This is a genomic window from Streptomyces sp. CoH27, assembly GCF_020181035.1.
GTDB classification, from domain to species: domain Bacteria; phylum Actinomycetota; class Actinomycetes; order Streptomycetales; family Streptomycetaceae; genus Streptomyces; species Streptomyces camelliae.
This window is the reverse complement of record NZ_JAIQYY010000069.1, coordinates 1-12,450: the sequence shown is the minus strand read 5'-3', so window position 1 is coordinate 12,450 and position 12,450 is coordinate 1. Positions and strand designations below refer to the sequence as shown.

The 12,450-nt window shown below is 72.1% G+C and carries 10 protein-coding genes and 1 pseudogene; 2 read left to right on the top strand and 9 right to left on the bottom strand.

The genetic code is table 11. The features are described from left to right. Positions 1-150 precede the first annotated feature (150 nt). Positions 151-969 carry an alpha/beta hydrolase gene (locus LE548_RS44370; RefSeq protein WP_225102719.1) on the top strand — a complete coding sequence of 273 codons (819 nt, stop codon included), beginning with the start codon at positions 151-153 and terminating at the stop codon, positions 967-969. A 79-nt stretch (positions 970-1,048) separates the two neighbouring features. Here LE548_RS44370 and LE548_RS44365 read toward each other — a convergent pair whose 3' ends face one another. After that, a complete protein-coding gene (locus LE548_RS44365) occupies positions 1,049-1,423 on the bottom strand; it encodes a VOC family protein (protein WP_225102718.1) in 375 nt (124 codons plus the stop codon). Between the two features lie 286 nt (positions 1,424-1,709). On the opposite strand from LE548_RS44365, the gene LE548_RS44360 reads away from it, so the two are divergent. After that, the gene (locus LE548_RS44360) at positions 1,710-2,087 is read left to right on the top strand and encodes a VOC family protein (RefSeq protein ID WP_225102717.1); all 378 of its coding nucleotides are present in this window, start codon (positions 1,710-1,712) and stop codon (positions 2,085-2,087) included. Between the two features lie 4 nt (positions 2,088-2,091). Here the strand turns inward: LE548_RS44360 and LE548_RS44355 are convergent, their stop codons facing one another. The 8 genes and pseudogenes from LE548_RS44355 to LE548_RS44320 form a co-directional block, all read right to left on the bottom strand. After that, entirely contained in the window at positions 2,092-2,466 is a 375-nt protein-coding gene (locus LE548_RS44355) for a DUF3099 domain-containing protein (protein WP_225102716.1), read from the bottom strand. 111 nt (positions 2,467-2,577) lie between these two features. Continuing rightward, a complete protein-coding gene (locus LE548_RS44350) occupies positions 2,578-4,311 on the bottom strand; it encodes a cytochrome b N-terminal domain-containing protein (protein WP_225102715.1) in 1,734 nt (577 codons plus the stop codon). A gap of 305 nt (positions 4,312-4,616) precedes the next feature. Then, positions 4,617-6,140, bottom strand: coding sequence for an NAD(P)/FAD-dependent oxidoreductase (locus tag LE548_RS44345; protein WP_225102714.1), 1,524 nt, complete (start codon positions 6,138-6,140; stop codon positions 4,617-4,619). Positions 6,141-6,668: 528 nt separating this feature from the next. Continuing rightward, entirely contained in the window at positions 6,669-8,078 is a 1,410-nt protein-coding gene (gene pcaB, locus LE548_RS44340) for a 3-carboxy-cis,cis-muconate cycloisomerase (RefSeq protein WP_225102713.1), read from the bottom strand. Then, positions 8,068-10,071 (bottom strand): FAD/NAD(P)-binding domain-containing protein, encoded by a 2,004-nt coding sequence (locus tag LE548_RS44335; RefSeq protein WP_225102712.1) that lies wholly within the window; start codon positions 10,069-10,071, stop codon positions 8,068-8,070. The genes pcaB and LE548_RS44335 overlap by 11 nt, the downstream gene beginning before the upstream one ends. Before the next feature lie 89 nt (positions 10,072-10,160). Continuing rightward, the gene (locus LE548_RS44330) at positions 10,161-11,135 is read right to left on the bottom strand and encodes a 3-oxoacyl-ACP synthase III family protein (RefSeq protein WP_225102711.1); all 975 of its coding nucleotides are present in this window, start codon (positions 11,133-11,135) and stop codon (positions 10,161-10,163) included. A gap of 119 nt (positions 11,136-11,254) precedes the next feature. Further along, on the bottom strand, positions 11,255-12,232 hold the full coding sequence (mvk, locus tag LE548_RS44325) for a mevalonate kinase (RefSeq protein ID WP_225102710.1): 978 nt from the start codon (positions 12,230-12,232) through the stop codon (positions 11,255-11,257). Positions 12,233-12,311: 79 nt separating this feature from the next. Then, a pseudogene (locus tag LE548_RS44320) lies at positions 12,312-12,450 on the bottom strand (type III polyketide synthase); the annotation flags it as partial.

Below are 12,450 nucleotides of genomic sequence, written 5' to 3'. Positions count from 1 at the left end.
CGCCCTCAAGAACGACGGCACCGCCGACCTCGACATCCGCGCCACCACCTCCCACGGCGACATCACCGCCCGCAGCCTCTGACGGCATCCGCGGGATCTGGAAAGCCGTCCAAGACACCTCGCACCGACGAAGCCAACCAGGGGGAACCCATGACGAAGAACAGCACTTCCTCGACCAGTTCGCAGTGGACCGGCATGGTGCCGGTGGACGACACGGCCCTGGCCGTCACCGACACCGGCGGCCCCGGCATCCCGGTGGTCTACCTCAACGGCCAGTTCGCGACTCAGGGGTACTGGCGGCGGGTCATCGCCGAACTGGGGTCGGACTGGCGGCACATCACCTACGACGAGCGGGCTCGCGGCAGGAAGTCGAAGCGCTCGGCGGACTATTCCTTCGAGGCCGCCGTCCGGGACGTCGATGCCGTTCTCGCGGCCAGAGGTGTCGACCGGGCGCTGGTGGTGGGCTGGTCGTACGGAGCGGTCGTCGCCGCGCACTGGGCCGACCGGAACCCGGACCGTACCGTGGGCGCCGTCCTGGTCGACGGCGCGTTCCCGCACGACTGGCTCGACGACGCCATGGAGCAGCGAATCCGTACGCAGTTTCGGCAGTGGGGCTGGTTCATGCCGCTGCTGCGCCCGACGGGCTTGACCCCGCGGATGAATGCCGAACAGATGGCGGACAGCAACATCGAGCTCGGCAAGCTCTCCCGCGAGCGCGAGCTGGGCCCCGTGCTGGACAACATCACCGTCCCCGCGCGGTACGTGGTTGCTTCGGGGACGTCCCTCGGGAGCAAGGGCGATGAGCAGGAACGGATACGCGCCAGCCTCGATGCGGTGACTGCCCGCAACGCGAACATCGAGATCAGCGCGAAGGTCGCCAGCAACCATGGCGCGATTCTGAAGAAGGACTTCCTGGCCGTCGCGAAGGCCGTACGCGAGGTCGCCGCCCTCGATCGCGTGGGGCGCTGACAACATGACCAGCGGACCGACGGCCGGCCGGGGAGCGCCGGCCATCAGTCCTTGTCCGTGACGGGCTGCCCCGATGGACTCAGTGCAGGCAAAGGCAGAACGGATGGCCGGCCGGGTCCGCGTAGATCCGCCAATTGGCCTCCGGGCGGAGCTGGTCCGTCCGCTCCAGCACGGTCGCACCGAGGGCGAGCGCCCGCTTCTCCTCCCCGTCGAGGTCGTCCACGTCGAAGTCCAGGTGAAGCTGCTGCGGGCGCTCCTGGCCGGGCCATTCGGGCGGCTCGTAGCCGTCCACCCGCTGGCAGGCCAGCGGCGTGCCCTCGAATCCGTGCACCTCGAACCAGTCGGGATCCTCCGGGTGCGCGACCACCCGGCCGCCGAGCAGATCCGCGTAGAACTCCGCGAGCTGTGCCGGATCGGCGCAGTCCAACGCGACCGCCTGCAGCTTTCGAATCACTTCCGACGCCCCTCGCCTCGCTCTTCGGCCGTTTCCGCGACCCCCGGTACGAGAGGGGACGTACCCACCGCCGCGGCGGGCATGCGCGGCGGTACGGCAGAGTGAACGCCGGGCTTCCGCCAGAAGGGGGGCGGGCCCTCTCGTGACATCGCGTGGCAACATCGACGTCCGCCGCGCCAAGGCCTGAGCGCCTCCTCGTCATCCACCTCCTGGTCATCCACCTCCTCGACCGGCCCCGACGCCAGCCTGCAGACGGCACGTCAGCGACCGCCTAGGATCTACGCCCGTGATCGCTGATCTGCAGTGCGTGGTGCTGGACTGCTCCGACCCCGGTGAACTCGCCGAGTTCTACCAGTCGCTCCTCGGCGGCACCGTCGACCAGCCGGATCGGCGGTGGGCGCTCAGCGAGGACTGGGCCACGTTGCACACGGCGGCCGGCCTCGTCCTGGCCTTCCAGCGGGTGGCGGAGTACCGGCCGCCGCTGTGGCCGGACCCGAACCGGCCGCAGCAGTTCCACCTGGACTTCGGTGTCGCCGATCTGGACCACGCTCAGGAACAGGTGCTGGCCCAGGGTGCCAGTCTGCTGGACGACGGTGCGGACGGGCGGAGTTGGCGGGTCTATGCCGACCCCGCAGGTCATCCGTTCTGCCTGGTACGGCACTGACCGGTCAGGCCGCCGTGCCCCGGTCCGCGTCCCCCTCCGGCGGCAGGATCAGCGTCGGTTCGAGTACGACGCGGGGGGTCGGCTCCTCCCTGGCCTGGACCCACGTCACCGCGTGCCGGGGGCCTCGTTGCTGGCGCCAGTGGGCCTGGGCGACGACGACGGCGACGTACGGGATGAGGGCCGCGCCGACCAGGGCGCAGGCCGCGACGACTGGCCAGCGGTGCCAGGTCGCCGCCATCGTGACGACGCACGCGGTGCGCACCAGCATCGCCGTGAGGTAGCGGCGCTGGCGGCCGCGCAGGTCGTGGATCAGGCCGGTGCGCGCCCGGGTGATGGACTCGGCACGGGGGGTCTCCCGGCGCCATGGGGTACTGGTCATAGAGCCTCCGTGGACGCCTGGATCCAGCGGGAAAAGCACGGCGCGGGTGATCGTCCCCTGATCACCCGCGCCGCTCCGCACTGTCCCGGACCTCTGTGATGTGCGGCCGGGTCAGAGCAGTTCCTGGTCCGCCTCCCGTTCCTCGCCGGAACGCTGGGCGCCGATCTCCGCGTGTTCGGCGGCCGGGCCGTGGCCGTTGACCGCGGCGTGGCCGTTCGCCGAGTGGTCGAGATGGGCCAGGGCCTCCCGCATCTCCTGCTCGGTCGGCTTGGGTACCTGGTTGCCGTACAGCCAGCGGCTGAGCAGGTAGCGCCGCTTCTCCTCGCGCAGGTTCGGGTTGGGCACGCCGTCCATCTCCGCGACGGGCGCCGGCAGTGGCTTGTACTCCTCACGGGACAGCAGGGTGTACTCGCGCTGGCGGTCCAGGCGCTCGTGCACCTCGACGAACTCGCCGTGCGGCAGCCGCTTGATCCGGCCGGTCTCGCGGCCGTGCAGGAGCTTTTCGCGGTCGGCCCGCGCCAGGCCGAGGCAGACCCGCCGGGTGATGAAGTACACGACGGCCGGGACCACGAAGAAGCCGATCCGCACCATCCAGGTGATCTCGTTCAGCGAGAGATGGAACTTCTCGGCCAGGACGTCGTTGGCGCCGCCGAAGAACAGCACCAGGTACAGGGCGACGAAGGAGGTGACGAACGCGGTACGCGTGGGGTGGTCGCGCGGCTTGTCCAGCAAGTGGTGCTCGCGTTTGTCCCCGGTGACCCAGGCCTCCAGGAACGGCCAGCCGGCGGCCACGTGGATCATCAGCGTGGGCAGGAGGACGCCGGGGATCAGGACGGCCATGTTGACGGTGTAGCCGCCGACCGTGAACTCCCAGGCGGGCATGGCTCTCAGCGCGCCTTCGAGGAAGCCCATGTACCAGTCGGGCTGGGAGCCCTGGGAGATCAGGTCGGGCCGGTAGGGACCGTATGTCCACACCGGGTTGATCTGGGCGATGCCCGCGAGCAGGCAGAGCACACCGGCGATGAGGAAGAAGAAGCCGCCGGCCTTGGCCGCGTAGTGCGGCAGCAGTGGCTGGCCGATGACGTTGTTCTCGGTGCGGGCCGGACCCCGGTGCTGGGTGTGCTTGTGGTAGAAGACCAGGATCAGATGCACGGTCAGCAGCGCCACGACGATGCCCGGGATGAGCAGGATGTGGATGCTGTAGAACCGGCCGATCACATGGTGGCCCGGGAACTCGCCGCCGAACAGGAACATCGTCAGATACGTTCCGACCAGCGGAATGGCGAGTGTGACGCCCTCGGCGATCCGCAGACCGGTGCCGGAGAGGAGGTCGTCGGGGAGCGAGTAGCCGACGAAGCCCTCAAGGGTGACCACGATCAGGAGCACGAAGCCGATCACCCAGTTGAGCTCGCGCGGCTTGCGGAACGAGCCGTGGAGCAGGTGCCGCAGCGTGTGGGCACACATCGCGGCGATCATGATCAGCGCCGACCAGTGGTGCAGCTGGCGGATGAACAGACCGCCGCGCACGTCGAAGCTGATGTGGATGGTGGAGGAGTAGGCCTGCGACATCGGCACGCCCTGCAGCGGGACGTACGATCCGTGGTAGACCGTCTCCGTCATGCTCGGATCGAAGAACAGGGTCAGCCAGACACCGGTCAGCAGCAGGACGATGAAGCTGTAGAGGGCTATCTCGCCGAACATGAACGACCAGTGTTCGGGAAACACCTTCCGGAGCAGGAAACCGGAGCGGTAGACCCCGAGCCGTCCGTCCGCCCAGTCGGCGATGCGCTCGCCTTTCGATGCCTCGGTACGGGTATCCACTGGCGCCTTGTGGGTGGTGCTCATCCCCGCGCGCCCTCCCCTCGCGTGCAGTGAAACGGCTGGAACCGTATCCACACCTGCCACGGTGGAACAACGGCACTCCAGCCGTTTACCGGTGTCAACTCAAGTGATTCTTGAGCGAGTTTCGAGCTTCCCGGGAACGTGCCGGCATCGTGTACACGCAACGCGCCGGGAAATCCGGCCCGGTTACCGGTCGTGACGTGCCCCCGGTCGATCAAGTCGCTTTTTAAAGCGGCCAGTTGATCCACTCTTGTCATGAGCAAAAGCGTAGTGGCCGCCTCTTGGCCGCGTCTGCCCGGCATGGCTTTTCAGGCGCTCCAGTGGGCCGAGGAGATCGTGGCCCGGGGCCGGGCGGAGCCGATGGAGACCCCGATGGCGGGTACGGCCGGCGTGGCGGGGCGGCGGCGCCGGGTGCCCTGGCCGTGGGTGGTGCTGGGCGGCGCCGCCGGGGCGGCGGTGAGGCGCGGGGCGCGCAGTACGGCCCGCAGTTCGCGGCGGCGCAGCCCGGCGGCCGGCGGATCGAAGGTCTGCAGGCGTTCGAGCAGCAGCCGGGCCGCGTCCTCGTCGGTGGTCGCGGCGGCGGCGAGCCGGGCCGTCCAGCTCCGGCCGAGCCGGGCGCGCAGCCCGTCCGGCGGACGATACGGGCTTGCCCCGGCCGCGCCGAGACTGTGCAGGCTCGCCTGCCAGGCGGGGGCCAGGTGCTGGGCGAGGGCGTGGCGCAGCCGGAAGGTGATGCCGGTGGCGGTGCCGTGGCCGGTCAGCACGTGGTCGAGGACGAGGGCGGACTGCACGGCGAGGGTCATGCCGTGGCCGTGGGCCGGGTCGAGGGCGACGAAGGCGTCACCGATGACGAGGAACCGGTCGGGCCAGCGGCGCAGCTTCTCGTAGTGGCGCCAGCGGTTCTCGGTGCGCGCGCAGGCGTAGACCGGGCCGAGGGGGGTGGCGGCCTCGATGACCTCGCGCAGCAGGGGGTGGCGCAGGTCGCCCGCGGCGCGCAGCAGGGCCTCGTGGTCGGCGGGCGGGCGGCTGCCGTCGCCGGCGCTGAGCGTCACCGACCAGCGGCCTCCCTCGACGGGCTGGAGCATGCCCTGGCGGGGGTGGTCGGGGGTGCCCATCAGCAGCAGGGCGCTGAAGTCGGCGACATGGCCGATGGGCGGCGCGAACAGGGTGGAGGCGTAGGTGGTCGGGGTGCGGACGGCCGACTCGCTGGGCGTCTGGTAGCCGAGTTCGGCCAGCCAGCGGGGGGCGCACGAGCCGCGTCCGGTGGCGTCCACCACGAAGTCGGCGGGCATCAGGTGCCGGGGGCTCCAGCCGTCGGGCGCCCGCCGGTCCCGGCCCCGGACCCATACCCCGGCGACGGTGTCGTGGCGGCCGGGTTCCAGGCATACCGCCTCGTGCTCCTGGAGGAAGGTCACCTTCGGGTCGGCGCGCAGCCGGTCGCGTACGACGGCGTCGATCAGGTCGCGGCCGGCGCTGAGTGCCAGGAGGCCGGCGTCGAAGCGGGGCAGCCAGCCGGCCGGGCCGAGCAGCAGCATGTCCTGGGGCATGCGGACCGGGACCGCTCCGGCGGCGGTGAGATCCGCGACGATGCCCGGGAACAACTGCTCCAGGCCCTGCCGCGCGGCGGGCATGAGGGTGTGGGTGTGCCGGGCCTGGGGCACGCCCCGGCGCCGCCCGGAGCCACTGGGCAGCCGGTCGCGCTCGATCACGGTGACGCGGTCCATGAAGTCGGCCAGGGCCCGTGCCGCGGTGAGCCCGGCGAGGCCGGAGCCGATCACCACGGCGTGCCCGTGGCCACCGCCCCCGTCGCCGGCACATACCTCCAGGCTCATCTCCGGTCCCCCCTGCTGTAGTTGTGGTTGCATCATGCGGGTGCCGTCCGCGCCACGGGCAGGGGATTCCCGGCCGGGCCGTACGGCGAGCGGTGCGCGGGCGACGCCGGTGCGGCCGCGCCGTGCGGGGTGTCCGGCCCGATGTGCCTGGTGGGACGGGCCGTCCGACGGGGCCCTCGGGGCCGGGCGCGGTGCGGGCCGGGGCAGGAGCTCAAGCGACCGTCGACAGAGCCGCGACGGGGATTCGAGCGACCGTCGAGGAAGCCGCGGAGATGTCTACGACACCCGGGCGACCGCCCACACTCGCCGGGCACCAGGACCGGCGCCCGACGAACGGTGCTCACCGCCAGTCCCCCAGGCGCGGTGACCGGGACAGCGCACGATCCGCCAGGACCGCCCGACGAGGCCCCGGGACCGGGCCCGGGCGCGGTGCGGGCCGGGGCAGGGCTCACGTCACCGTATGCCCGCGTCGGGCGCCAGGACCGGCGCCCGACGAACGGTGCTCACCGTTCGTCGGGCGAACGGTGCTCACCGCCAGTCCCCCAGGCGCGGTGACCGGGACAGCGCGCGGTCCGTCAGGGCACCGGCGGCCCCGGTGTACGCCTCTGGCTCGAAAAGATCGGTCAGCCGGGCGTCGGCGAGGACGGCCGAGGTCCGGCTGTCCTGCCGCAGGACCTCGGCCAGCGGCTCACCGGTGCGCGCCGACCGGGCGGACGCCTCGTTCAGCAGCTCGCGTGCCTGCGCTTTGCCGAGCAGCGGGGCGAGGACGACGGCGATCCGCTCGGAGACGATCTGTCCCCCGGTGAGCCGGGTGTTGGCGCGCATGCGCTCGGGGTCCACCGACAGCTGGGAGACGAGTTCCACCGCCTGGTGCGCCGCGCCCCCGGCCAGCCGCAGCAGGGCACGCAGCGGCTCCCATTCGGCGTGCCAGGCACCGGCCGAGCGCTCGTCCTCGCTCGGCAGACAGCCGAGCACCGTGGCGGCGAGCTGCGGCGCCTGCAGGGCGGCGGACCTGATGGCCGTGGCCAGCACGGGGTTGCGCTTGTGCGGCATCGCCGAGGACGCCCCCCGGCCGCTGGGTGCCGGTTCGTGCACCTCACCGACCTCGGTCCGGGTCAGGGACAGCACATCGACCGCGATCTTGCCGAGGGCGCCGCACAGGAACGCGGCGGCCGTGGCCAGGTCCACCACGGGCGTGCGCAGCACATGCCAGGGTACGAGGGGTGCCGTGAGCTCCAGTTCGGCCGCGAACGCCTCGGTCAGCTCCTGAACGTAACCGGCCGGTTCGGTGTCCGGCGCGAACTCCAGATATCCGGCCAACGTGCCTGCGGCGCCGCCGAGTTGGACGGGAAAGGTCAGGTGATCCACCTTGTCCAGCGCGTCCAGGACGAGGTGACGCCAGCCCGCCGCCTTGAGTCCGAAGGTCGTCGGCACCGCGTGGAGGGCCAGGGTGCGGCCTGCCATCAGGGTGTCCCGATGCCGCGCGGCGAGTGCGGCCAGCGCCTCCTCGACGCGTTCCAGGTCGGCGCGGATCAGGGTCAGGGCCCGCCGGGCGACCAGGACGGTGGCGGTGTCGAGGATGTCCTGACTGGTCGAGCCGCGGTGGACGTACCGGGCCGCCGCCGCGTCCTCGCTCGCCACCACCGCGGTGAACTCCCGTACGAACGCCACCACCGGGTTGGCGGACTCGCGGGCCTGCCGGGCCAGGGCGGCCAGGTCGAGCCGGTCGGCCCGCGCGGCCTCGCTGATCACCCGCGCGGCCGCCGCCGGCACCGTGCCGAGGCGGGCCTGTGCCCGGCTCAGCGCCGCCTCGGCGTCCAGCATGGCCTGCAGCCACGCCCCGTCGGACACCGCGGCCACGACCGGGGTGTCCGCCCAGACCGGCGCCAGCAGACCGGGGTCCGCCACGGGCGCGAGGCCGGTGAGATCAGTCGGCATGAGCAACTCCTTGTCCTGCGGCTCCTGCCGCCCCTGCCGCTCCTACGGCTCCTACGGGTCCTGCGGCTCCTACGGCGACGGCCTCCGTGTCGCAGCCGAGGGCCGCGCGGGCGATGGCGTCGGAATCCGTGAGGGTCACCGAGTTGACGCCGGGCCGGATGCCCGCGGCCGTCACCCAGTGCACCGACTCGGTCGGCACGCCGAAGGCGAAGCGGCGCGGATGGGGCCGTCCCGCCGCGTCGAGCAGATGGAACGGCCGCCCGGTGACGGCCAGCCCGTCCGTCTCGTAACTGCCGCCGGAGCGGGTGCGGATGCGGTACGTGTCGCACTGTCCGGTGTCCAGCAGATGGCGCAGCAGCGGGTCCGCGGTGCGGCGCAGGGTGATGTCCGGCAGGCGTGCCTCGATGAGCGCGTCCACCCGGACCTCGGAGCCGGGCACGAGCGGCGAGCTGACGGAGTATCCGCCGGCGCCGGCCTCGACGCGCAGGTCCGGCCCGACGATGTGCAGCACACCGGCCTCGATCAGTGCGGTCATCTCCTCGACGCGGCGCGCCGGCGGGCCGATCGACAGGAAGGCGTTGAGCGGGGTGTACCAGCCGTCCAGGTCGGTGCGGTACGAGTCGCCGTGCAGTCCGCCGTGGTCGACGGCGAGACGGATCTCGTTGCGCAGGTCCCGCAGGACGTCGAGGGCCGCCTTGCGCGGGCCGCTGACATTGCCGGCCTCGGCCTCGATGACGTCGTCGCGCAGGTGGTCGAGGAGCCAGTCGGTGAAGTCGCGCGGGCCGGTGAACTCCCGGTCCCGGTAGGGGCGGGCGAGCAGGTCCCAGTCCCAGCGGTACTTCTCACCGATGCCGTACGACTCCAGGACGGCGCGCCCCGCCTCCTTCCCCGGTCCGGCCGCCAGCAGGTCGTCCTGGAGCTGCTGCGCCTTGCCGACGTGTCCGCGTGAGGCGACCAGCGTCCGGTAGTAGACGGTCACGACCTCGCGGGCGATCAGCGGCCACAGGTGCCGCCGGAAATCGAGTCCGAGGTGGCCGTGGTCGCGGCGCAGTTCGGCGATGCGCTCGGCGGTGAGCACGAGCGGCTCGTGACGGCCGTGCGGGCCCTTCTCGTTCTCGCCCCGGGCCTGGTACGGGATGCCGCGCCGGGACCCGGCGTACATCCGTGGCTCCTGCCCGGAGGCGTGGTAGACGAGCCGGCCGCCAGTCCGCGAGAAGGTGCCGCCGCGGCCGGCGGTGAGCTGGGCCATGTAGTCGAAGAAGTTCAGTCCGAGCCCGCGCAGCAGCACCTTCGTGCCCGGGGCCAGCACGTCCAGGTCGACGTCGGCCGGGTTGGCCGGCGGGATGTAGGTCAGGTCCGACTCCCGCACCCGGGCGGCGAACTCCCGCTCGGCGGCGTTCGGCCGGCCCGGCAGGTGGCCCTGGCACAGGATCACCGCGTCCAGGTCCGCCAGCACGGTTCCGTCGGCGAGCACCACCCGCTGGCGGGATCCGCCCCGCGCGTCCGGTACGTCGTCCAGGGCCACGGCGAGACAGGCGTGCGCGGTGACGGTCACCCCGGCGGGCGCGCCCGCGACGATGCGCTGGTACACCCACTGGAGGTAGCGGCCGTAGAACGCGCGGGTCGGGTAGGTGTCGGGGCCCAGCGCGCGGGCCTCTTCGAGGACGTGTGCCGGGTGGTCGTCACCGAACTCGCCCGCGACGAGGGCCACGGCCCACTCGTGCAGGCTCGGCCCCGGCTCCAGGGGACCGCGCAGGTCCACGCTGGCGTCGGTGAACACCGAGATCTGGCCTGCCACGGTGTTCATGAGCAGCTGACGGGACTGGTCGGTGCGCCATACCTTGCCGGGTCCCGGCGGGTAGGGGTCGACCACATGGACGTGGACGGTGTGGTCCTCGGTCCGGGAGCGGGCGTTGGCGCAGAGCCGTTCGAGCACGGAGAGTCCGCGGGGGCCTGCGCCTATCACGCAGACAGTGCGATGTGTCATGGTCATGATTCCTGATTTCTGCCGATGTCGGGCAACGAGGCGAGGGCCGTGCGGTTGCGGGGGCCCCATGGAGCGACCTCGAACAGGCAGTCGATTCACCACTCGACCAGCGCGAATCCGGCCGACATGCCCCCGCCGAAACCGGCCAGGAGGATCAGGTCGCCTCGGCGGAAGGCGCCCGCGCGGGCGGCTTCGTCCAAGGTGATCGGGATGGAGGCGGCTCCGGTGTTGCCGTAGCGGGTCAGGGAGAGATGCATGGTGGCCCGGGACAGGGCCAGTTGCTCGAAGACGGTGTCGAGCATGACGCCGTTGGCCTGGTGCGGGACGAAGTGCCGGATGTCGTCGGGGACGACACCGGCCTCGTGCAGGAACTGCTTGACCAGTCCCGGCAGTTGGTCCTCGACGAAGGCGCGCACGGCCCGGCCGTCCATCGTGAAGTACTGCCGGCCGGCCTCAAGGGCCGCCGGGTCGCAGGGCATCCGGCTGCCGCCGGCCGGCACCTCGATCAGACCGGACAGCTCGCCGAAGGTGTGCGCGCTGATGTGCCGTACGCGCGAGCCCCGGCCGCTGCCCAGGACCATCGCGCCCGCGCCGTCGCCGAACAGGACGACCGTTCTGCGGTCGGCCGGGTTCAGGATGCGCGAGTACAGGTCCGCGCCGATGACCAGCGCACAGCCGCCCGAGCGGGCGAGGATGCCCTCGACCGAGGCGAGCGCGAACACCTCGCCGGAACACACCGCGTTGACGTCGAACGCCGCCGCGCCGGACGCGCCGAGCAGATGCTGCACATAGGCGGCGGTGGGCGGCTGCGGCCGGTCCGGCGTCGAGGTGGCGACGACGATCACGGACAGCTGGTCGGCGGTGATGCCGGCCGACTCCAGCGCGGCCCGGCCGGCGGCCGCGGCCAGGTCCGACGTGGCCTGCTCGGGGGCGGCCCAGCGGCGCTCCCGGATGGCCGTCTTGCGGACGACCCAGGCGTCGTCGACCGCGGCCGCCGCGCCGACTTCGTCATTGGAGACGACTCGGTCCGGCACATAGGCACCGGTACCGAGGATTCCGACTTCGGTCATGCGCCTGTCTCCCCCTCGGGTGGTCGTGGCGTGCCAGTGCGAACGGCCGCGGCTGCGCGACCGTCGCCGGCGAGAAACGAACCGTGTCTGTGTGTGCTGTGCGTGGTGCTGACCGCCCGTCATCCGCCCTCGGCGGGTCCTCTCAGCGGTACGACCCAGGTCTGCACGGCACCGGCTCCGTGGAGCCGCCGGGTGACCTCTCCGGCCTGCTCCGGCCGGGCCAGCGCGATCATGCAGCCGCCCAGACCGCCGCCGGTGATCTTCGCGCCGTGGCTGCCCGCGTCCAGCGCGGCCTCGACCAGGGCGTCGATCCCCTGGGTGCTGAGCCCGGCCGCACGCAACAGCTCGTGATAGTCCGTCAGCCGCGAGCCGAGCTCCTCCGGCTTGCCGCCGGCGAGCGCGTGCCGGGCCTCCTCGGTCAGCTGCGTGGCGCGCCCCACGAATCGGTCCTGCGCTCCGGGGTGCCGCTGGAACCCCGCCCGCAGCAGCTCGACCGCGTCCTTGGTACGGCCCACGACGCCGCTGTCCGCGATGATGAACAGGCCGTCGCAGCCCAGCTTCAGCTCCTCGGCCTCGCCCGCCTGGAACAGCAGCGGAGCGGGCGCGCCGACGGTTCGCGCGTCGACGCCGCTGGAGCGGCCGTGGGCCACGTTCTCGGCCGTCTGCACCAGGTCGAAGGTCTCGTGCTCCGCCAGGCGGACGCCGTGCAGATCGGCGAGGGCGAGGGCCACAGCGCGCGCGACGGCCGCGCTGGAACCGAGTCCCCGGCCGTGCGGTATCGCCCCGTCGATGAGGATGTCGAGGTGCGGGCCGTCGGTCACGGCCATGGTCGTGGTGAACTCGGCGATCAGCCGGCGCAGGCTGTCGGAGGCCTGCGTCACCAGCGGCCGGGACGGGGAACCGGTGGACGTGAAGGACACGTCGCCCAGGCCGTCGGGGCCGCGGAAGGACCACCCGGCGCTTGCCGTGACCGTCAGCTGTGGAACGGGAAGGGCGATCGCCGGCGCCCCGTACACGACGGCGTGCTCTCCCAGCACGATGGCCTTGGCGTGAGCGCGACCGATGCCGACGGAACGAGCCCGGCGGTTTTCTGACACCCTCTCCGCTGAGGTCGGCAGAGCCAACGCACTCAACTCCCCTTGTCGTTTCTACGGTGAGATCGCATCGTCGGGCGTTTCAGGACGGCGCGGACCCGTCGGCCCAGGTGCCGAGGGCCATCTCGGCGGTGATGCCGGGACCGAACCCCGCGATCAGACCGGTCGCGCCGGGAGCCGGGGTGTCCTCCTCCATCAACCGCCGCGCCGCCTCCAGAACG